This is a genomic window from Nocardioides sp. SR21 (genome assembly GCF_022761125.1).
Classification (GTDB): Bacteria; Actinomycetota; Actinomycetes; order Propionibacteriales; family Nocardioidaceae; genus Nocardioides.
The window spans coordinates 46,976-64,843 of record NZ_JAKWJR010000004.1; the positions used below are offsets into that span (position 1 = coordinate 46,976).

The 17,868-nt window shown below is 73.8% G+C and carries 17 protein-coding genes and 2 riboswitches; of the genes, 13 read left to right on the forward strand and 4 right to left on the reverse strand.

Annotation, left to right across the window (positions count from 1 at the left end; translation table 11 throughout):
• The first annotated feature begins 81 nt into the window (after positions 1–81).
• The 8 genes from MJ604_RS08590 to MJ604_RS08625 all read left to right on the forward strand — a co-directional run bounded on the left by MJ604_RS08590 (position 82) and on the right by MJ604_RS08625 (position 8,743).
• A complete protein-coding gene (locus tag MJ604_RS08590) occupies positions 82–1,974 on the forward strand; it encodes a VWA domain-containing protein (RefSeq protein ID WP_243057920.1) in 1,893 nt (630 codons plus the stop codon).
• Positions 1,974–2,588, forward strand: coding sequence for a cob(I)yrinic acid a,c-diamide adenosyltransferase (cobO, locus tag MJ604_RS08595; RefSeq protein ID WP_243057921.1), 615 nt, complete (start codon positions 1,974–1,976; stop codon positions 2,586–2,588). Before MJ604_RS08590 ends, cobO begins: the two co-directional genes overlap by 1 nt.
• Positions 2,585–4,882: a cobyrinate a,c-diamide synthase gene (locus MJ604_RS08600; RefSeq protein ID WP_243057922.1), complete on the forward strand. Its 2,298-nt coding sequence runs from the start codon at positions 2,585–2,587 to the stop codon at positions 4,880–4,882. The genes cobO and MJ604_RS08600 overlap by 4 nt, the downstream gene beginning before the upstream one ends.
• A gap of 11 nt (positions 4,883–4,893) precedes the next feature.
• Positions 4,894–5,934, forward strand: a complete 1,041-nt coding sequence (cobT, locus tag MJ604_RS08605) for a nicotinate-nucleotide--dimethylbenzimidazole phosphoribosyltransferase (RefSeq protein ID WP_243057923.1) — start codon at positions 4,894–4,896, stop codon at positions 5,932–5,934.
• Positions 5,931–6,839 carry a cobalamin biosynthesis protein gene (locus MJ604_RS08610; protein WP_243057924.1) on the forward strand — a complete coding sequence of 303 codons (909 nt, stop codon included), beginning with the start codon at positions 5,931–5,933 and terminating at the stop codon, positions 6,837–6,839. Before cobT ends, MJ604_RS08610 begins: the two co-directional genes overlap by 4 nt.
• A complete protein-coding gene (locus MJ604_RS08615; protein WP_243057925.1) occupies positions 6,836–7,504 on the forward strand; it encodes a ferredoxin in 669 nt (222 codons plus the stop codon). The genes MJ604_RS08610 and MJ604_RS08615 overlap by 4 nt, the downstream gene beginning before the upstream one ends.
• A gap of 19 nt (positions 7,505–7,523) precedes the next feature.
• A riboswitch (cobalamin riboswitch) is annotated at positions 7,524–7,591 on the forward strand.
• A gap of 57 nt (positions 7,592–7,648) precedes the next feature.
• Complete coding sequence (locus MJ604_RS08620) at positions 7,649–7,867, forward strand: CbtB-domain containing protein (RefSeq protein WP_243057926.1); 219 nt, start codon at positions 7,649–7,651, stop codon at positions 7,865–7,867.
• A 75-nt stretch (positions 7,868–7,942) separates the two neighbouring features.
• On the forward strand, positions 7,943–8,743 hold the full coding sequence (locus MJ604_RS08625) for a CbtA family protein (RefSeq protein ID WP_243057927.1): 801 nt from the start codon (positions 7,943–7,945) through the stop codon (positions 8,741–8,743).
• A gap of 57 nt (positions 8,744–8,800) precedes the next feature.
• On the opposite strand, the gene MJ604_RS08630 is transcribed toward MJ604_RS08625, so the two are convergent.
• From MJ604_RS08630 to MJ604_RS08645, 4 genes are all read right to left on the reverse strand, one after another.
• Complete coding sequence (locus MJ604_RS08630; RefSeq protein WP_243057928.1) at positions 8,801–9,526, reverse strand: cobalt-precorrin-6A reductase; 726 nt, start codon at positions 9,524–9,526, stop codon at positions 8,801–8,803.
• A complete protein-coding gene (cobF, locus tag MJ604_RS08635; protein ID WP_243057929.1) occupies positions 9,523–10,248 on the reverse strand; it encodes a precorrin-6A synthase (deacetylating) in 726 nt (241 codons plus the stop codon). The genes MJ604_RS08630 and cobF overlap by 4 nt, the downstream gene beginning before the upstream one ends.
• Entirely contained in the window at positions 10,245–13,844 is a 3,600-nt protein-coding gene (gene cobN, locus MJ604_RS08640; RefSeq protein WP_243057930.1) for a cobaltochelatase subunit CobN, read from the reverse strand. Before cobN ends, cobF begins: the two co-directional genes overlap by 4 nt.
• Positions 13,845–13,882: 38 nt before the next feature.
• A riboswitch (cobalamin riboswitch) is annotated at positions 13,883–14,006 on the reverse strand.
• Positions 13,988–14,887 (reverse strand): LysR family transcriptional regulator, encoded by a 900-nt coding sequence (locus MJ604_RS08645; RefSeq protein WP_243057931.1) that lies wholly within the window; start codon positions 14,885–14,887, stop codon positions 13,988–13,990. It overlaps the preceding riboswitch by 19 nt.
• An 81-nt stretch (positions 14,888–14,968) precedes the next feature.
• On the opposite strand from MJ604_RS08645, the gene MJ604_RS08650 reads away from it, so the two are divergent.
• The 5 genes from MJ604_RS08650 to MJ604_RS08670 all read left to right on the forward strand — a co-directional run bounded on the left by MJ604_RS08650 (position 14,969) and on the right by MJ604_RS08670 (position 17,867).
• Positions 14,969–16,093: a nuclear transport factor 2 family protein gene (locus MJ604_RS08650; RefSeq protein WP_243057932.1), complete on the forward strand. Its 1,125-nt coding sequence runs from the start codon at positions 14,969–14,971 to the stop codon at positions 16,091–16,093.
• A 67-nt stretch (positions 16,094–16,160) separates the two neighbouring features.
• Positions 16,161–16,592, forward strand: coding sequence for a hypothetical protein (locus MJ604_RS08655; RefSeq protein WP_243057933.1), 432 nt, complete (start codon positions 16,161–16,163; stop codon positions 16,590–16,592).
• Positions 16,593–16,724: 132 nt separating this feature from the next.
• The gene (locus tag MJ604_RS08660; RefSeq protein WP_243057934.1) at positions 16,725–17,123 is read left to right on the forward strand and encodes an SHOCT domain-containing protein; all 399 of its coding nucleotides are present in this window, start codon (positions 16,725–16,727) and stop codon (positions 17,121–17,123) included.
• Between the two features lie 44 nt (positions 17,124–17,167).
• On the forward strand, positions 17,168–17,662 hold the full coding sequence (locus MJ604_RS08665; RefSeq protein ID WP_243057935.1) for a DUF6325 family protein: 495 nt from the start codon (positions 17,168–17,170) through the stop codon (positions 17,660–17,662).
• Between the two features lies 1 nt (position 17,663).
• Positions 17,664–17,867: a hypothetical protein gene (locus MJ604_RS08670; RefSeq protein WP_243057936.1), complete on the forward strand. Its 204-nt coding sequence runs from the start codon at positions 17,664–17,666 to the stop codon at positions 17,865–17,867.
• Position 17,868: the final 1 nt, after the last annotated feature.

The following is a 17,868-nucleotide window of genomic DNA, read 5'->3' on the forward strand; positions in this document are numbered from 1 at the left end:
CGAATCGAGCGGGAGCCTCAGATGCCGGTGCCGTACCCATTTTCAGCCGTTGTCGGATGTGACTCCGACGGTCTCGACGACATGGGCCTGGCCCTCGTCCTCACCACGATCGCCCCGGAGATCGGCGGCGTCCTGGTGCGCGGCGAGAAGGGCACCGCGAAGTCGACGACGGTCCGCGGCCTGGCCGCCGTGCTGCCGCCGATCGAGGTGTACGCCGACGACCGCTTCGGCATCGACCCCACCGACCCCGCGGCCACCTCGCCCGACGGGCCGTTCGCGGCCGACGCCGAGACGCTGACCCGGCCGGTGCGCCTGGTCGAGCTCCCGGTCGGCGCGACCGAGGACCGCGTCCTCGGCTCGCTGCACCTGGAGCGCGCGCTCGCGCAGGGCAGGGTCGAGTACGAGCCCGGGCTGCTGGCCCGCGCGCACCGCGGGATCCTGTACGTCGACGAGGTGAACCTGCTCCACGACCACCTCGTCGACCTGCTGCTCGACGCCGCCGCCATGGGCCGCGCGACCGTCGAGCGCGACGGCGTCTCGGTCGAGCACGCCGCGCGGTTCGTGCTGATCGGCACCATGAACCCGGAGGAGGGCGAGCTGCGCCCGCAGCTGCTCGACCGGTTCGGGCTCACCGTCGAGGTGGCCGCGTCGCGCGTCCCGCCCCAGCGGGTGGAGGTGGTGCGCCGCCGGATGGCGTACGACGCCGACCCGGCCGGGTTCGCCGCGCGCTACCGCGACGCCGACCGTGCGCTGACCGAGCGGATCGAGGTGGCGCGCGAGCGGGTCGGCAAGATCCGGCTGACCGACGCCGCGCTGCTCAAGATCGCCGAGGTGTGCGCGGCGTTCGAGGTCGACGGGCTGCGCGCCGACATCGTCACCGCCCGCGCCGCGATCGCGCACGCGGCCTGGGAGGGCCGCGACGAGGTCACCCGCGCCGACATCCGCCGGGCCGCGCTGCTCGCGCTGCCGCACCGCCGGCGCCGCAACCCGTTCGACGCCCCGGGCCTCGACGAGGACCTGCTCGACCAGGTCCTCGGTGACGAGGAGCTGCCGCCCGAGCCGCCCGAGGGGCCGGCCAGCGGTGAGCAGGCAACCGAACCCGAGGCCGATTCGGTTGCTGACGCACCGCCGGCCGGCAGCACCGCCGCCCCGGCGCCGGGACCTTCCGGTGGCGAGTCGGTGGTCGACGCGGCAGCGCCGTACCGCCCGAAGCTGTTCACGGTCACCGGCCTCGGCTCGGGGACCGCCGGCCGCCGCAGCCGGGCCATCGCCAGCAGCGGCCGTCGCATCGGCGCGCGGCCGGGCACCTCCGGGTCGGTGCACCTGGTCGAGACGCTCAAGGCGGCCGCAGCCCGGCCCGATCGCGCCCCCGGGCGGGTCGTGCTGCAGGGGGACGACCTGCGGATCGCCGTTCGCGAGGGCCGGGAGGCCAACCTCGTCCTCTTCTGCGTCGACGCCTCGGGATCCATGGCCGCGCGCAAGCGGATGACCCAGGTGAAGACGGCCGTCCTGTCGCTGCTGCTCGACGCCTACCGGCGCCGCGACAAGGTCGGGCTGATCACGTTCCGCGGTGCGGACGCCGCGCTCGCGCTGCCGCCGACCCACAGCGTCGACATCGCGGCGGTCCGTCTCGACGAGCTCCCGGCCGGCGGCCGGACCCCGTTGGCCGAGGGCCTGCTCGAGGCCGCCCGGGTCCTGGAGCGCGAACGGGTCCGCGATCCGCACCTGCGGCCGCTGCTCGTCGTGGTCACCGACGGCCGCGCCACGGGAGGGACCGACCCGGTCACCCGCTCGCTCCAGGCCGCCGACCACGTGGCCGCTCTCGGCGTGACCACGATCGTCGTCGACGGTGAGAGCGGCCCGCTGCGCCTCGGCCTGGCCGCCCGGCTGGCGGCGCACCTGCGCGCCGAGTACTTGCCGGTCGCCGAGGTCAGCGCCGAGACGCTGGCCGGTGCCGTGCGAGGAGCAGCCTGATGCCGCAGGGACAGCCGACCACCGTCCCCGACGACGGCCTCACCACCCGGCAGCGCCGCAACCGGCCGCTGGTGATGGTGCACACCGGCGACGGCAAGGGGAAGTCGACCGCCGCGTTCGGCCTCGCCCTGCGCGGGTGGAACCAGGGCTGGCGGATCGGGGTCTTCCAGTTCGTGAAGTCCGCCAAGTGGCGGATCGGCGAGCAGACCGTGCTCGAGCGGCTCGGCGCCCTGCACGACGAGACCGGTGAGGGCGGTCCGGTCGAGTGGCACAAGATGGGCTCCGGCTGGTCGTGGAGCCGCAAGCAGGGCGAGGCCGAGGACCACGAGGTCGCGGCCCGCGAGGGCTGGCAGGAGATCAAGCGCCGCCTCGCCGACGAGACCCACGACCTGCTGGTCCTCGACGAGTTCACCTACCCGATGAAGTGGGGGTGGGTGGACGTCGACGATGTCGTCGCGACGCTCGCGAACCGGCCGGGCTTCCAGCACGTGGTGATCACCGGCCGCAACGCCGACCCGCGGCTCGTCGAGGTCGCCGACCTGGTCACCGAGATGACCAAGGTCAAGCACCCGATGGACGCCGGCCAGAAGGGCCAGAAGGGCATCGAGTGGTGAGGCTGCCACGGCTGGTGGTCGCGGCGCCGTCGACCGGCCAGGGCAAGACCACCGTCGCCACCGGCCTGATGGCCGCGCTCCGCAGCGCGGGACACGTCGTCAGCGGCCACAAGGTCGGACCGGACTACATCGACCCGGGCTACCACGCCCTCGCGACCGGACGGCCCGGCCGCAACCTCGACCCGCACCTGGTCGGGGAGGAGCGGATCGTCCCCCTGCTGCTGCACGGCGCCGCGGGTGCCGACGTCGCGGTCGTCGAGGGCGTGATGGGCCTGTACGACGGCCGCCTCGACACCGACGGGTTCGCGTCCACCGCCCACGTCTCCACGCTCACCGCCTCGCCGGTGGTGCTCGTGCTCGACGTCGCGCGGCTCTCCCGCTCCGCCGGGGCGATCGCGGCCGGGATGGCGGCGTACGACCCGGACGTCGAGATCGCCGGCGTCATCCTCAACCGCACCCGCTCGGAGCGGAACACCGCCGAGATCGTGCGGTCGATGGAGCGCACCGGGCTCCCGGTCCTGGGCACGCTGCCGCACGACGGCGACCTCGTGGCGCCGTCGCGGCACCTCGGGCTGGTGCCGGTCGCCGAGCGTGACGAGTCGGTGCGGATGATCGAGAGGCTCGGCGAGCAGGTCGCGCAGCACCTCGACCTCGAAGCGCTGCTCGCGATCGCCCGCGGCGCCCCCGACCTCGACGCCGTGCCGTGGACTCCCGAGATCACCACCCCGGGCGCGAGCCGCCCCGTCGTGGCGATGGCCGGCGGCCGCGCGTTCACCTTCCGCTACGCCGAGACCGAGGAGCTGCTCGCGGCGGCGGGCTGCCGGGTCGTCACGTTCGACCCGCTGACCGACCGCGCGCTCCCTGCCGGCACGCGCGGGATCTACCTCGGCGGCGGGTTCCCCGAGATGTACGCCGCCGAGCTCGCCGCGAACACCAGCCTGCTCGCCGACCTGCGCTCCGCCGTGACGTCGGGGGTGCCGACGGTCGCCGAGTGCGCGGGCCTGCTCTACCTGGCCGAGTCGCTCGACGGCGTGCCGATGGCCGGCGCGATCCCGGCCGTCGCCGCGATGTCGGAACGGCTGACGTTGCGCTACCCGGTCGTCACCGCGACCGCCGACTCGCTGCTGGTGCGGGCGGGGGAGCAGGTGACGGCCCACGAGTTCCACCGCACCCGGACCACGCCGGACCAGGAGTTCACCAGCGCGACCCTGCACGCGTCCTACCTGCACACCCACTGGGCCGGCCACCCGCACCTCGCGCAGCGGTTCGCGGACGCGGTCCACGCGGCCGACGAGCCTGTCGATCCGCTGCGCCACCACGGTGACCGCGAGGTCGGCGCCGGGCTGCTCGACTTCGCCGTGAACGTGTACGACGGAGCGCGGCCGGCGTGGCTCGACCGCGCGCTGCACGCCGCGGTGGAGGACGTCGCGGCGTACCCCGACGCGCGGCCGGCCGTGCGGGCGCTCGCGGCCCGCTACGGTCTCCCGGAGCAGCACGTCCTCCCGACCGCGGGGGCCGCCGAGGCGTTCACGCTGGTCGCGCGGCTCCGCCCGTGGCAGCGGCCGGTCGTCGTGCACCCGCAGTTCACCGAGCCGCAGGTCGCGCTGGAGGCCGCTGGTCGCAAGGTCGCCGAGGTGGTGTGCCGCGCCGAGGACGGCTTCGCGCTCGACCCCGACGCGGTGCCGGCCGACGCCGACCTCGTGATCGTCGGGAACCCCACCAACCCGACCGGTGTGCTGCACCCGGCGGAGCTGGTCGCGCGGCTGCGCCGACCGGGCCGCGTGCTCGTGGTCGACGAGGCGTTCATGGACGCGGTGCCCGGCGAGACCGAGTCGCTGCTGCCGCACCGGCTCGAGGGCGTCCTGGTCACCCGGAGCCTGACCAAGCACTGGTCGATCCCCGGCATCCGGGCCGGCTGCGTCGCCGGCGACCCGGAGCTGGTCCGCGAGCTCGCGCTGGTCCAGACGCCGTGGTCGGTCTCGGGTCCGGCCGTCGCGGCGATGGTGGCGACGTCCACCCCGGTCGCCGCGGAGGAGGCGCTCCGCCGGGCCGCCGAGATCGGCGAATGGCGCGCACACCTCGAGGCCGGCCTGCGCGACCGCGGCATCGAGCACGTCGCCTCGACCGCCCCGTTCGTCCTCGCCCGCCTGGGCTCCGGTGTGCGCGAATCCCTGCGTGCGCAGGGGATCGCCGTGCGCCGGGCCGACACGTTCCCCGGCCTCACCGACTCCTGGGCGCGGATCGCCGTCCGCCCTCCCCGCCTCACCGACCGGCTCCTCGCCGCCCTCACCTGACAGGAACCGCCATGCCGTACGTCTCCGCACCCTCCGATGTCGCCCGCGGCCACGCCGCCAAGCGGCTGGCCGCACTCGCCACGCCCCCGGGTGCTCTCGGCCGCCTCGGCGAGCTCGGCGTCTGGGTCGCCGCCTGCCAGGGGCAGGTCCCTCCGGAGCCCGTCGACGCCGTGCGCCTGGTGATCTTCGCCGGCGACCACGGCGTCGCGCAGCACGGCGTCTCGGCGTTCCCGCCCGCGATCACCGGCGCGATGGTGCGCACGTTCCTGGCCGGCAAGGCCGGTGTCAACGCGCTGGCGGACGCGCACGGCGTCGCCGTGCGGGTGCTCGACCTCGGCGTCGACGAGGACTTCGACGACCTCGACGCGGACACGCGCGCCGCGCTGACGGCGTACAAGATCCGCCGCTCCAGCGGAGCCATCCACCTCGAGGACGCCCTCACCCGCGCGCAGGCCGAGGCGGCGCTGGCGGCCGGCGCGGCCGTGGCCCGCGAGGAGATCCTGGCCGGCGCGCAGCTGCTGCTGAGCGGCGACATGGGCATCGGCAACACGACCCCCGCTGCTGCGCTGATCGCCGCCGGGCTGGGCCTTCCCGCCAGCGAGGTCGTCGGGCGCGGCACCGGCATCGACGACGAGGCGCTGCGTTTCAAGGCCCACGTCATCGACGACGCACTCGTGCGCGCGGGCGAGCGGGCCGAGGACCCCGTCGAGACCCTGGCCGCGCTCGGCAGCGCCGACCTCGCGGCCACCACCGGCTACCTGCTCGCGGCGGCGCAGGACGGCGTGCCCGTGCTGCTCGACGGGTTGATGAGCGTGGCCTGCGCGTTCACCGCCGACCGGATCGAGCCCGGCGCCGCGGCGTGGTTCGCCGCGGGGCACCGCTCGACCGAGCCGGCCCAGTCCCTGGCGCTGGCGAAGATGGGCCTCGAGCCGCTGCTCGACCTCGGCATGCGGCTGGGTGAGGGCACCGGTGCGGTCGCGGCCGTCCCGGTCGTCCGCAGCGCCACCGCCCTCCTGCGCGACGTGGCGCTGCTGTCCGAGCTCGGGACGTGAACCCGCGCGCCGCCGGCCTGCTGATCGGGTACGCCGCGGACCGGCTGCTCGGCGACCCGCAGCGGTGGCACCCGGTCGCCGGCTTCGGGGCGCTGGCCACCCGGCTCGAACGGATCTCGTACGGCGACTCCCGCGGCCGAGGCGTCCTGCACGAGGCCGTGCTCGTCGGCGGAGCGGTCGGGCTCGGCCTGGCCGTCGACCGGGTCCCCGTTGCCCGGACGGCCCTGGTGGCCGCGACGACGTGGGTCGTCCTCGGCGGCCGCTCGCTGGAGCGGGAGGCCGACGCCGTGCACGCGCTGCTGGCGGCGGGGGACCTGCCGGGTGCGCGGGTCCGCGTACGCCGACTCGTCGGTCGGGACACCGAGCACCTCGACGCCTCGGAGATCTCGCGCGCGGTCGTCGAGTCCGTCGCCGAGAACACCTCCGACGCGGTCGTCGCGCCGCTGGTCTGGGGCGGTCTCCTGGGGCCGGTCGGCCTGCTCGGCTACCGCGCCGCCAACACCCTCGACGCGATGGTGGGTCACCGCAACTCGCGCTACGAGCGCTTCGGCTGGGCCGCGGCCCGACTCGACGACGTGGTGAACCTGCCCGGCTCCCGGCTCTCGGGCCTTCTCGTGCTGGTGGGCGATCCGGCCCGCGCGCCCCACGCCTGGCGGGCCTGGCGGCGTGACGCCGCTGCGCACCCGAGCCCCAACGGCGGCGTGGTCGAGGCGGCGTTCGCAGGCGCGCTCGGGATCCGGCTCGGCGGCACGAACCGCTACTACGGCGACCGCACCGAGCACCGCGCGGTCCTCGGTGACGGGCGGCCCACGGAGCCCGGCGACATCCCGGCCGCGAACCGGCTCGCGCGCCGCGTCGGGATCGGTGCCGCCCTCGTTAGTGCGTGGATCGCGAGGCGCCGATGACCGACCACCTGGTCCTCGTCGGGATGTCGGTCAGCGACGTGGACGCGCGCGACGAGCTGCGGGCGGAAGCCGAGAATCGTCAAGCCACGTTGGCCTTCCTGCAGATGGGCGACCCGTCGCTGTCGGCCGAGCTGACGCGGCTCGCCGACGCCGGCGCCACCACGATCACCCTCGTCGGCATCGACAGGGGGCCCATCGCGCCGGGCCACTCGTGGCTGCGCAGGATCGCCGCCCACTGGTGGCGGGAGCGGGCCGGCGCCCGTCCCGACGTCCTCGTCACCACCGACCTCGGGGTCGCCGTCCCGATCACCGGGGCCGAGCCGGGACTGACCTCGGCCGCCTGGGCGGACGTCTCCGGGCACCGGCACCAGGTCATGCTCTGCCGGGGTCCGCGGTGCACGGCGATGGGAGCGGTCGACGGCCTGCGCGCGATGGTGCTGGCGATCATCGAGCACGAGCTGACCGACGACGACGTGCTCCTCGTGCACACCGGGTGCCAGTTCCCGTGCAACCAGGCGCCGGTCGTCAGCGTCCAGCCCGACGACGTCTGGTACGGCGGCGTGGATGCGACCGTGGCCGCCGAGATCGTGGCCGAGCACCTCGTCGCCGGCCGGGTCGTGGACAGTCATCAACTCCCGAGAAATAAGGGCCCTGAGACCTGCTAGCCTGCTCCCACGGACGTGAGGAAGCCGGTGGGATTCCGGCACAGTCGCGCTACTGTGACATCGCTCGAGAGGGCGGTGGAGTCAGACCCAAGTGTCCGTTACATCCCATTGACCGGGGGCGCATCCACCCCCTGAGGAGGACACATGTCTCAGTCCATTTCGGCGCCGTCGACCGGCGCCGTTGTTGTTTCCACGATCCCGCTCCGCGAGCTGGCGCCGTGGGCGCTGTTCTTCGGCCTGCTGGGCACGCTGGTCCTCTTCTTCGTGAGCGCCGACCAGGGCGCCGTCTCGATCCCGGCCGGTACCGCGATCCACGAGTGGGTCCACGACGGGCGTCACCTCCTCGGCTACCCCTGCCACTGACGCCATCCCTCGCCAACCGCTGTCTCCCTATGGAGACAGCGCGACTCGTCGTCCCCACTCGAACGGAACAACTCCATGAACGCACGCGCCTTTCTCGTCCGTGGCCTGATCGCCGGCCTGATCGCCGGCCTGGCCACCTTCTTCGTCGCCCACCAGGTCGGTGAGCCGCACGTCGACACCGCCATCGCCCTCGAAGAGGCGGGCGAGCCCGCCGCCGTCGTCGAGGAGCACACGCACTCGCACGACGACGGCGAGGAGGCCCACACCCACTCGCACGGCGAGGACGCCGAGGTCTCCCGCAGCACCCAGCGGACCTGGGGCCTGCTCACCGGCAGCCTCGCTGTCGGCCTCGCGCTCGGCGGGCTCGTCGCGCTGGTCTCGGCGGGACTGGTCGGTCGGATCGGCCGGTTCCTGCCGGGGCAGACGGTCGCCCTGGTCTCGCTGCTCGGCTTCGTGTCCTTCGCCCTCGTCCCGTTCCTGAAGTACCCCTCGACCCCGCCGGCGGTCGGCAGCGGCGACACCATCGGTGACCGGACCGCGCTCTACTTCGGCTTCGTCGCCGTGTCCCTCATCGCGGCCGTGGCGGCGACGTACGTCGCGCTCCGGCTGCGCGACCGGATCGGCACGTACGGCGGCACCGTGGTCGGCGTCGCGGGCTACCTCGTCGTGATGGTGGTCGCCGGCCAGGTGTTCGGCACCGTCAACGAGATCGGTGACTTCCCGGCCGACGTGCTCTGGTACTTCCGGCGCGCCTCGCTGATCACGCTCGCCACCATGTGGGGCGTGCTGGGCGTCGTCCTCACCGGGCTGGTCGCGCACCTGTATCGCCAGGACACCGCGGAGGCCGAGCGCCGGGCACTGGCCGCCAGCCTCTGACGGGGCGAAGCGGCGACACGACCCCGATGCCCAGCGCACGCGCCGCGGCCAGGACCGTCAGGCGCGCTCCGTCACCCAGGCGACCGCCTCGTCGACGGTGCTCACCGTGGCGACGCCCTCGGGGCCGGCAGGCCGCCGGACGACGACGACCGGCACCCCGAGGTAGGCGGCGGCCTGCATCTTCGGCCAGGTGAAGGTGCCGCCGGAGTCCTTGGTGACGAGCACGTCGCTGCCGTGCTCGCGCATCAGCGCCTCCTCGCCGTCGAGCGTGTAGGGGCCGCGGCTCGTGACCAGCCGCCACGCGGACGGCAGCGCTAGGTCCGGTACGTCGACCACGCGCGCCAGCGCCGGCCGGTCGGCGAGTGCCGGAACGAACCGGGCCAGCTCCTGGCGACCGACCGTGAGGAACGGCCGCGCGCCCAGCGACGCTGCCAGGGCGGCGGCGTCCTCGTGGGTGTCGACGTAGCGCCAGGCCGGGTCGGGCGCCCACCCGGGACGCTCCAGCCGGAGCAACGGGACGCCGTCGAGCCCGCAGGCCGCGGCGGCGTTGGCGGTCATGCCGAGGGCGAACGGGTGCGTCGCGTCGACGACCGCGTTGAAGTCGGCGAGGGCCGCGCGGAGACCGTCGACGCCGCCGAAGCCGCCGATGCGGACCGGGCCGACGGGCAGCCGTGGCCGGGCCACGCGGCCGGCCAGCGAGCTGGTCACGTCGACGCCGTCGTCGACCAGCCGGGCCGCGAGATCACGGGCCTCGCTGGTGCCGCCGAGCAGGAGCAGCCTCATGCCGGCGCCCGGAGCAGGTACACGTCCATCACCCAGCCGGCCGTCTCCTTGGCGGTCGCCCGGGCCGCCTCGATCGCACCGAGCACGTCGCCGACGCGACCTGCGACGAGCACCTCGTCGACCGTGCCGAGGTTCGCGCCCCACCAGATCGACCAGTCGTCGAGCCCGTCGAGGTCGAGCCGCGCGCCGAGCATCACGCAGAGGTTGGTCTGCCCGGCGGCGATGTCGTCGCGCAGCCGCCGCGCGGTGGTGACGTGCACCGCCATGCCGACGCCGTGCAGCACGATCCGGTGCCGGGCGGCCAGCAGCTGCGGCGCGCTGATGCCCGGAAGCACGTCGTAGTCGACCCCCAGCCGCTCGACGATGCGGATCGTCGAGTCGTACAGCGACGGGTCGCCCCACACGAGGAACGCCGCCGTACCCCCACGCTCGCGCAGCACCGTCTCGTACGCCGCCACCCGCGCCTCGTGCCAGTCCGCGACCGCGCGCTGGTAGGCGGCATCCTCGTTGGTCGATCCTGTCGAGACCCGGTCGCGCTCCGGGTCGGGGACCGCGACCACCTCGAGGCCGTACGCGTCCGCGATCGTCCGCCGGGCGGCGAGCAGGTCGTCGTCGGCGGACTTGGCCGCGGCGATCACGTAGTCGCAGGTGCGCAGCGCCTCGGCCACCTCGGCGGTGACGTGGTGGGCGCCCATGCCGACGCCGAGGACGCGGACCCTCACGCCTCGACGCCGTCCTCCAGGTCGCCCTCGACCTCGAGGTAGACCTGCTGCATCGCGGCCAGGGTGTCGGCGTCCGGCTCGGCCCACAGCCCGCGGTCCGCTGCCTCGTGCAGCCGCTCGACGATGCCGCGCAGGGCCCACGGGTTGGAGGTCCGCAGGAACTGCTGGTTGGTCTCGTCGAGGACGTACTCCTGGGCGAGCTTCTCGTACATCCAGTCGTGCACGACCCCGGCGGTCGCGTCGAAGCCGAACAGGTAGTCGACGGTCGCGGCCAGCTCGAACGCGCCCTTGTACCCGTGCCGCTGCATCGCCGAGATCCAGCGCGGGTTGACCACGCGGGCGCGGAAGACACGGGCGGTCTCCTCCGACAGCGTGCGGGTGCGGATCGCGTCCGGGGACGTGGAGTCGCCGACGTACGCCTTCGGGTCCGAGCCGGTCAGCGCGCGGACCGTCGCGATCATGCCGCCGTGGTACTGGAAGTAGTCGTCGGAGTCGGCGATGTCGTGCTCGGCCGAGTCGACGTTCTTCGCGGCCACCTTGATCCGGCGATAGTTGCTGCGCATGTCGTCGGCGGCCGGTACGCCGTCGAGGCCGCGGCCGTAGGCGAACCCGCCCCAGGCGGTGTAGACCTCGGCGAGGTCCGCGTCGTCGCGCCAGGTCCCCGACTCGATGACCTGGAGGATGCCCGCGCCGTACGAGCCCGGCTTGGAGCCGAAGATCCGGGTCGAGGCGCGGCGGGCGTCGCCGTGCTCGGCGAGGTCGGCGAGGTAGCTCGCGCGGACGTAGTTCACGTCCTCCGGCTCGTCGAGCTCGGCCACCATCTTCACGGCGTCGTCGAGCATCGCGACCACGTGCGGGAACGCATCGCGGAAGAAGCCGGAGATGCGGACCGTGACGTCGATGCGCGGACGGCCGAGCTCCTCCAGCGAGATCACGGTCAGCCTGCTGACCCGGCGGGACTCGGCGTCCCACTCCGGGCGGACGCCGAGCAGCGCGAGCACCTCGGCGACGTCGTCGCCCGACGTGCGCATCGCGGACGTGCCCCACACCGACAGGCCCACGGAGGTCGGGTAGTCGCCGGTCTCGGCGAGGTACTTGGCGACCAGCGAGTCGGCCATCCGCTGACCGGTCTCCCAGGCGAGCCGGGACGGTACGGCGCGGGGGTCGACGGTGTAGAAGTTGCGCCCGGTCGGCAGCACGTTGACCAGGCCGCGCAGTGGCGAGCCCGACGGGCCCGCGGGCACGTAGCCGCCGTCGAGCGCGTGCAGGACGGCGTCGAGCTCGTCGGTGGTGCGGGCCAGCCGGGGCACGACCTGGGTCGCGGCGAACGCCAGGACGCGGCGGACGTCCTCGTCGTCGTGGAGGTCGGCGACGAGCGCCGGGTCCCAGTCGGCCTTCTCCATCGCTTCGACGAGGCCACGGGCCTGGGCCTCGACCACGTCGGTCTCGGCCGAGGTGGCTCCCTCGGTCAGGCCGAGTGCCGCGCGCAGCCCGGGCACGGCGTTGCCGACGCCGCCCCACACCTGCGCGGCGCGCAGGATCGAGAGCACCAGGTTCACCCGCGCCTCGCCGGCGGGCGCGGCACCGAGGACGTGCAGCCCGTCGCGGATCTGGGCGTCCTTGATCTCGCAGAGCCAGCCGTCGACGTGCAGCAGGAAGTCGTCGAACTCCTCGTCCTCGGGTCGTTCCTCCAGGCCGAGGTCGCGGTGCAGCTGGGCCGCGTGCATGAGCTGCCAGATCTCGCCGCGGATCGCCGGCAGCTTGGCCGGGTCCATCGCCGAGATCTTGTCGTACTCCTCCAGCAGGCCCTCCAGCCGCGCGATGTCGCCGTACGACTCCGCGCGCGCCATCGGCGGCACCAGGTGGTCGACGATCGTGGCGTGCGCGCGGCGCTTCGCCTGCGCGCCCTCGCCCGGGTCGTTGACCAGGAACGGGTAGATCAGCGGCATGCTGCCGATCGCGGCGTCCGGGCCGCAGGACGCCGACAGCGCGGCGTTCTTGCCAGGCAGCCACTCCATCGAGCCGTGCTTGCCGAGGTGGACGACGGCGTCCGCCTCGAAGCCGTGCTCGAGCCAGCGGTAGGCGCCGAGGTAGTGATGGCTCGGCGGCAGGTCCGGGTCGTGGTAGATCGCGACCGGGTTCTCACCGAAGCCGCGGGGCGGCTGGATGAGGATGACGACGTTGCCCGCGCGGAGCGTGGCGAGCACCAGCTCGCCCTGGTCGTTGACGAACAGCGAGCCCGGGGAGGCGCCCCACTTCTCGGCCATCGCCTCCCGCAGGTCGGCGGGGAGGTCGGCGGTCCAGGCGTCGTACTCCGCCTTGGTGATGCGGACGTGCGCGTCGGTCAGCTGCGCCGACGTCAGCCACTCCTCGTCCTGGCCGCCGGCCGCGATCAGCGTGTGGATCAGCGCGTCGCCAGCGGCGGTGTCGTCGAGGTCGAGGAACGGCAGGTCGCCGACGTCGTAGCCCGCCTCGCGCAACCGGCGCAGCATCCGGATCGCCGAGACCGGGGTGTCGAGACCGACCGCGTTGCCGATCCGCGCGTGCTTGGTGGGGTACGCCGACAGCACCAGCGCCAGCCGCTTCTCGGCGTTCGGGATGTGCCGCAGACGGGCGTGGTTGACAGCGATCCGCGCCACGCGCGAGCAGCGCTCGGGGTCGGCGACGTACTGGGGGAGGCCCTCGTCGTCGATCTCCTTGAACGAGAACGGCGCCGTGCTGATCCGCCCGTCGAACTCGGGGATCGCGACCTGGCTGGCGTAGTCGAGGGGGCTGACCCCGTCGTCGGACTCCTCCCAGTCGGCGCGGCTGCTCGTGAGGCACAGCCCTTGCAGGACCGGGATGTCGAGCGCGGCCATCCGCTGGACGTCCCACGCCTCGTCGTCGCCACCGGCGCTGGCGCCGGCCGGCACCGAGCCGCCTGCGGCCAGTACGGTGACGACCAGGGCGTCGAGCGTGGCGAGAGCGGCGTACAGCTCGTCGGGCGCGGAGCGCAGCGAGCCCGCGAAGATCGGGACTCCTGTCGCCTGGCCGGTCGCGTCGATCGCGTCGCAGAGCGCGTGGGCGAAGGCGTTGTTGCCGCTGATCTCGTGAGCCCGGTAGTAGAGCACCCCGACGCGGACATCGGTGGTCGAGGAAGGCGCGCTGGCGCCTGTCTCGAGACCACCTTCGCGCTGTGAGAACCCCCAGACGGGCACGACCGACGGTGCCTCGAACCCCTCGCCGGTGAGCAGCACCGTGTCGGAGAGGAACGCGTGCAGCTGGCCGAGGTTCGCCGGCCCGCCCTCGGCGAGGTAGCGGTGGGCCTCGGCGGCGACGCCGATCGGCACCGTCGACAGCTCCATGAGCTCGGCGCTCGGCTGGGTCTCCCCGCCGAGCACCACGACCGGGCGGTCGCCGGCGAAGATCGCCGTACGCCACGGGTCGAGGTCGTGCGGCGACCCGAGCAGGCGGACGACGACGAGGTCGACGTCGTCGAGCGCCGGGATCGAGCGGGCGGGGTTCGCCCAGACCCAGTCGGCGCCGCTGGCGCGGGCGGACAGCAGGTCGGTGTCGGACGTGGACAGCAGTGCGATGCGCGCAGACGACGCGGCCATGGCCGGGTTTCCTCCTCCGGGGTTCTCGCCCCGTCAATCGGTCGGACTCACCCGTGAGCAGTGTCTGGCTGGTCGGAAGACATCACAGTGGCGGAACCGCCCCGGAATCGCACCGGGTTCCTGGTCCACAGGCAGGGCTGAGCCTACGGGACGGCGATGCGACCTTCGAGGGCGAGTCCGAGCTCGGCGACGAGGCCGTCGACGACCGGGTCCGGGTCGGTGCCCTCGAGCCGGCTCGCGTAGACGGTGCGCGCCGGGCCGTCGGCGAGCGTGCGTACGGCGACGCCGGGCGGCAGCGCGGCCACCAGCAGGCCCGGCACGAGCGCGACCGCGTGCCCCGCCGCGACCAGGGCGACCTTGCCCATCAGGTCGCCGGCCTCGAGGTCGACCCGCGGGGTGAAGCCGACCGCGGCCGCGGCCCGTTGGAGCACGGCCGCCGAGCCGGCGTTGTCCTCGACCCACGTCTCGTCCCGCAGCGCGGCGAGCTCCAGCGGGCCCTCGTCGGCTGCGAGCGGATGGTCGGCCGCCACGATCACCGACATCGGGTCGCGCAGCAGCGCGGTCCGGGTGATGCCTGCGCGCACCGACAGCCCGGGCGGGTAGTCGCTGATCACCGCGAGGTCGAGCAGTCCGGCCTCGAGCCGGTCCTCCAGCTCGGCCGACGAAGCGGAGCGCAAGGTCAGCTGCACGTCGGGGTGCGTGGCGCGGAGCGCGCGGAACGCCTGGGGGAGCAGCCACCCGGAGGCCGAGGGGATCGCCCCGATCGAGAGCCGGCGCCGGTCGCGCGCGTCGGTCGCCGCGCGCCTGGCCTGGGCCTCCGCGTGGACCATCGTCTGCGCGTGCCGGAGCACCTCGCGCCCGGCTGCGGTCGGCCGCACGCCGCGGGGCCGGCGCTCGAGGAGCTCGACCCCGAGGTCGCGCTCCAGCCCGGCCAGCTGCCGCGAGACCGCGGACTGGCTGTAGCCGAGCGCGGCACCGGCGGCCGAGAACGAGCCGAGCCGGCAGACCTCGACGTACGTCTGCCAGGCCGCGATCGTCGCCATGGTCGAAGTATGCACGTTCCGCATAGGTGACCGGCAAGACTTGCGCTTGTCGCACATCGCCGCCCCACCTACGGTCGCCGCATGACCAACGCAACGGTGGCCGTCGTCGGACTCGGCCGGATGGGGGCCGCCCTCCGGGACCGGCTCGTCGAGCAGGGCTTCGACACGGTCGGCTGGACCCGGTCCGCGGCGGGCGCCTCGCTCGCCGACACCGTGCGCGGCCGCGACGTGGTCGTGCTCGCGGTGTTCGACGCGGAGGCCTGCCGCGACGTGCTCGCCGAGATCGCCGACGTCGGGGTCGTCGTGAACACCGCGACCGTCGGACCGGAGGAGGCCACCGAGCTGGCGGCGAAGGCGAACGCCCCGTACGTGCACGCCCCCGTCCTGGGCTCCGTCGGCGCGGTCGCCGCCGGCACCCTCACGGTGATCGCGGGCGGTGACCTCGACGCCCCGGGAGTCGCGGCCGTGCTGGGCGGCATCTCGGCACGCGTCGTCACCGCGCCCGGCGTCGCCGAGGCCGCGGCGATGAAGCTGGTCGGCGCCGCCGCCCTGGCGAGCGCCCTCGACGGGATCCGCACCGCCTGGTCCGCCGCCCGCGCCCTGGGCGTGCCCGACGCCGACGCCGTCGAGGTCCTCTCGCACACGGCGTTCGGCGGGCTGGTCGCGGCCAAGCGGGGACAGCTCCTCGGCGATGCTCGAGAAGGGGAGGTGCCGGGCCGCGCCGACTTCGCGGTCGGTGCGCTCGCCAAGGACCTGGGGCTGATCCGCGCCGCGGCCACGGGTACGCCGCCCACGCTCGCGGCGGTGCTCGAGCGGGCGCCCGCCGGGTCCGACGAGGACGTCGCGGTGCTGGCGCTGCCGGGGACCGGCGTGACCGCGCCGCTCGAGGACTACGCGCGCGGCCACGCGACGCGCGACCCGGCGTACTTCCGCCGCGCGTTCCTGCCCACCGCGCACATCGAGGGCATCCGCGACGGGGCGTTCGCCTCGTGGAGCCTGGACGAGTTCACCGCGCTGTTCGACGGCCGGCCCGACCCGCGGGAGCCGGAGTTCTCGCGGACCATCGACGAGGTCCGCGTCGACGGGTCGGTCGCCACCGCGACGATGTCGCTGGACCACGGCGAGAACCGGTTCACCGACATGTTCGTGCTGGTGCGCACCGCCGACGGCTGGCGGATCGCGAACAAGGTCTACCACCGGCACTGAGGCGCCGGCGGGGCCCACCCCGCCCGGGGTGATGTGGCGCCACCCGCGGCGCGCGCAGCATGGCGTGATGAGCACTGACCCGTTCGACGGCCGGCCCGGGGGGTTCGAGTACTCCGCCAAGGGCGCCTTCACCGACTTCACGACGATGTTCGCGGGCGTGCTGATGCTGATCAGCGCGTCCTTCGAGATCCTGCAGGGGCTGTCCGCGATCGCCAACGACGACCTCTACGCCGCCGGGAGCGACTACCTCTACCGGTTCGACATGACCGTGTGGGGCTGGGTCCACCTGGTCGTCGGCGTGCTGACGGCCGTCGTCGCCGTCGGGATCCTGGCCGGCCGGTCGTGGGCGTGGCTCTGCGGCATCATCGTCGTCAGCCTCGCGATGCTCACCAACTTCGCCGCGCTCCCGAACTACCCGCTGTGGGCCCTGATCGTCATCGCGTCCAACGCGCTGATCATCTGGGCGCTCTGCCTGCAGATCGCGCACCGCCGGCCCTGACCAGCGGGTTCTACCCCGGCCGGGGTGGTGCGGACCTACCCGGACCGTCCCGAGGATGAGCCCACGCTGCCGTAGGAACGGCAGCCCCCGATGTCGGCGCGAGCGCCGACTGACAACGCTTGGAGGCGCAACGTGATCACTGCATGGGAGTTCGGCAACGGGGACGTGTTCCTGTCCATGCTCTGGTTCTTCCTGTTCTTCATCTGGATCTGGCTGCTCATCGCGGTCTTCAGCGACATCTTCCGCAGCGACGACCTGTCCGGCTGGGGCAAGGGCCTCTGGACGGTCTTCGTGATCGTGCTGCCGTACCTCGGTGTGTTCGTGTACCTCATCGCCCGCGGCAAGAAGATGGGTGAGCACGCGGTGCGCGATGCACAGGCGAGGGACGACCAGATGCGTGCGTACGTCCAGAACGTGACCGGTTCGTCGACGAGCACGGCCGAGGAGATCGAGAAGCTCCACGGGCTGCAGCAGAGCGGCGCGATCAGCGCCGAGGAGTTCGCTGCGGCGAAGGCCAAGCTGCTCGCCTGAGCGGCGTACGCCTGGGACAGGAGCAACGAGGGACGGGGGCGGGCATGGCTGACGACGACGCCGGAGTACGACGCGCTGTCGGCCTGCCCGCACCGGACCTCGACCTGGTCGAGTACGTCGTGATCACCCTGGGCGGTCTCTCGGGGGCCGTCACGGTGGCCCGCGCGCTCAAGGAGCTGGTCGAGGCGTCCCGGCTCCGGATCCTCGACCTGGTCGCCGTGGTGACCGACGCCGAGGGCCACTACACCTCGATCGAGCCGGAGTCCGTGCCCGGTCTCGCGGCGCTGCACGGCGTGGACGGCGAGGTGGGCGGCCTGCTGAGCGAGGACGACATCGCCCTCGCGTGCGGTGCCCTCAAGCCGTCGACCTCGGCCCTGATCCTCGTCGTCGAGGACCGCTGGGCCCAGCTGCTGTCCGACGCCGCTCGGGAGGGCGGCGGCCGGATCGTCGGGGGCGAACGGATCCCGCGGCACCGGATCGCGCAATCTCTGCGCGCGGCTGGGTACCGGACGGCAGACGTGTACCAGGAAGGGGTCTGACATGGAGCGGGTCGCGGCCTCTCGAGCCCAGCTGCTGGGCGTGCTGCGCCGTCGTCCCGTGGTGGACGTGACGGCCGACCAGTTCATGCCCGAGATCGACGTACGGCGTACGAACCAGGTCCGCGAGCTGCTGACGCTCGTCGACCGGGGGCTGCTCTCCGAGGAGGAGTTCGAGCAGCAGCAGCGCCGGCTGCACGGCAGCTAGG

Coding starts and splice junctions, on each gene's coding strand:
- MJ604_RS08645 (WP_243057931.1), bottom strand. CDS start 14,887: ATGGCGACGATCGCGGCCTGGCAGACGTACGTCGAGGTCTGCCGGCTC.
- MJ604_RS08655 (WP_243057933.1), top strand. CDS start 16,161: ATGAGCACTGACCCGTTCGACGGCCGGCCCGGGGGGTTCGAGTACTCC.
- MJ604_RS08620 (WP_243057926.1), top strand. CDS start 7,649: ATGTCTCAGTCCATTTCGGCGCCGTCGACCGGCGCCGTTGTTGTTTCC.
- MJ604_RS08630 (WP_243057928.1), bottom strand. CDS start 9,526: ATGAGGCTGCTCCTGCTCGGCGGCACCAGCGAGGCCCGTGATCTCGCG.
- MJ604_RS08615 (WP_243057925.1), top strand. CDS start 6,836: ATGACCGACCACCTGGTCCTCGTCGGGATGTCGGTCAGCGACGTGGAC.
- MJ604_RS08590 (WP_243057920.1), top strand. CDS start 82: ATGGGCCTGGCCCTCGTCCTCACCACGATCGCCCCGGAGATCGGCGGC.
- cobT (WP_243057923.1), top strand. CDS start 4,894: ATGCCGTACGTCTCCGCACCCTCCGATGTCGCCCGCGGCCACGCCGCC.
- MJ604_RS08670 (WP_243057936.1), top strand. CDS start 17,664: ATGGAGCGGGTCGCGGCCTCTCGAGCCCAGCTGCTGGGCGTGCTGCGC.
- cobO (WP_243057921.1), top strand. CDS start 1,974: ATGCCGCAGGGACAGCCGACCACCGTCCCCGACGACGGCCTCACCACC.
- MJ604_RS08625 (WP_243057927.1), top strand. CDS start 7,943: ATGAACGCACGCGCCTTTCTCGTCCGTGGCCTGATCGCCGGCCTGATC.
- MJ604_RS08650 (WP_243057932.1), top strand. CDS start 14,969: ATGACCAACGCAACGGTGGCCGTCGTCGGACTCGGCCGGATGGGGGCC.
- cobN (WP_243057930.1), bottom strand. CDS start 13,844: ATGGCCGCGTCGTCTGCGCGCATCGCACTGCTGTCCACGTCCGACACC.
- MJ604_RS08665 (WP_243057935.1), top strand. CDS start 17,168: ATGGCTGACGACGACGCCGGAGTACGACGCGCTGTCGGCCTGCCCGCA.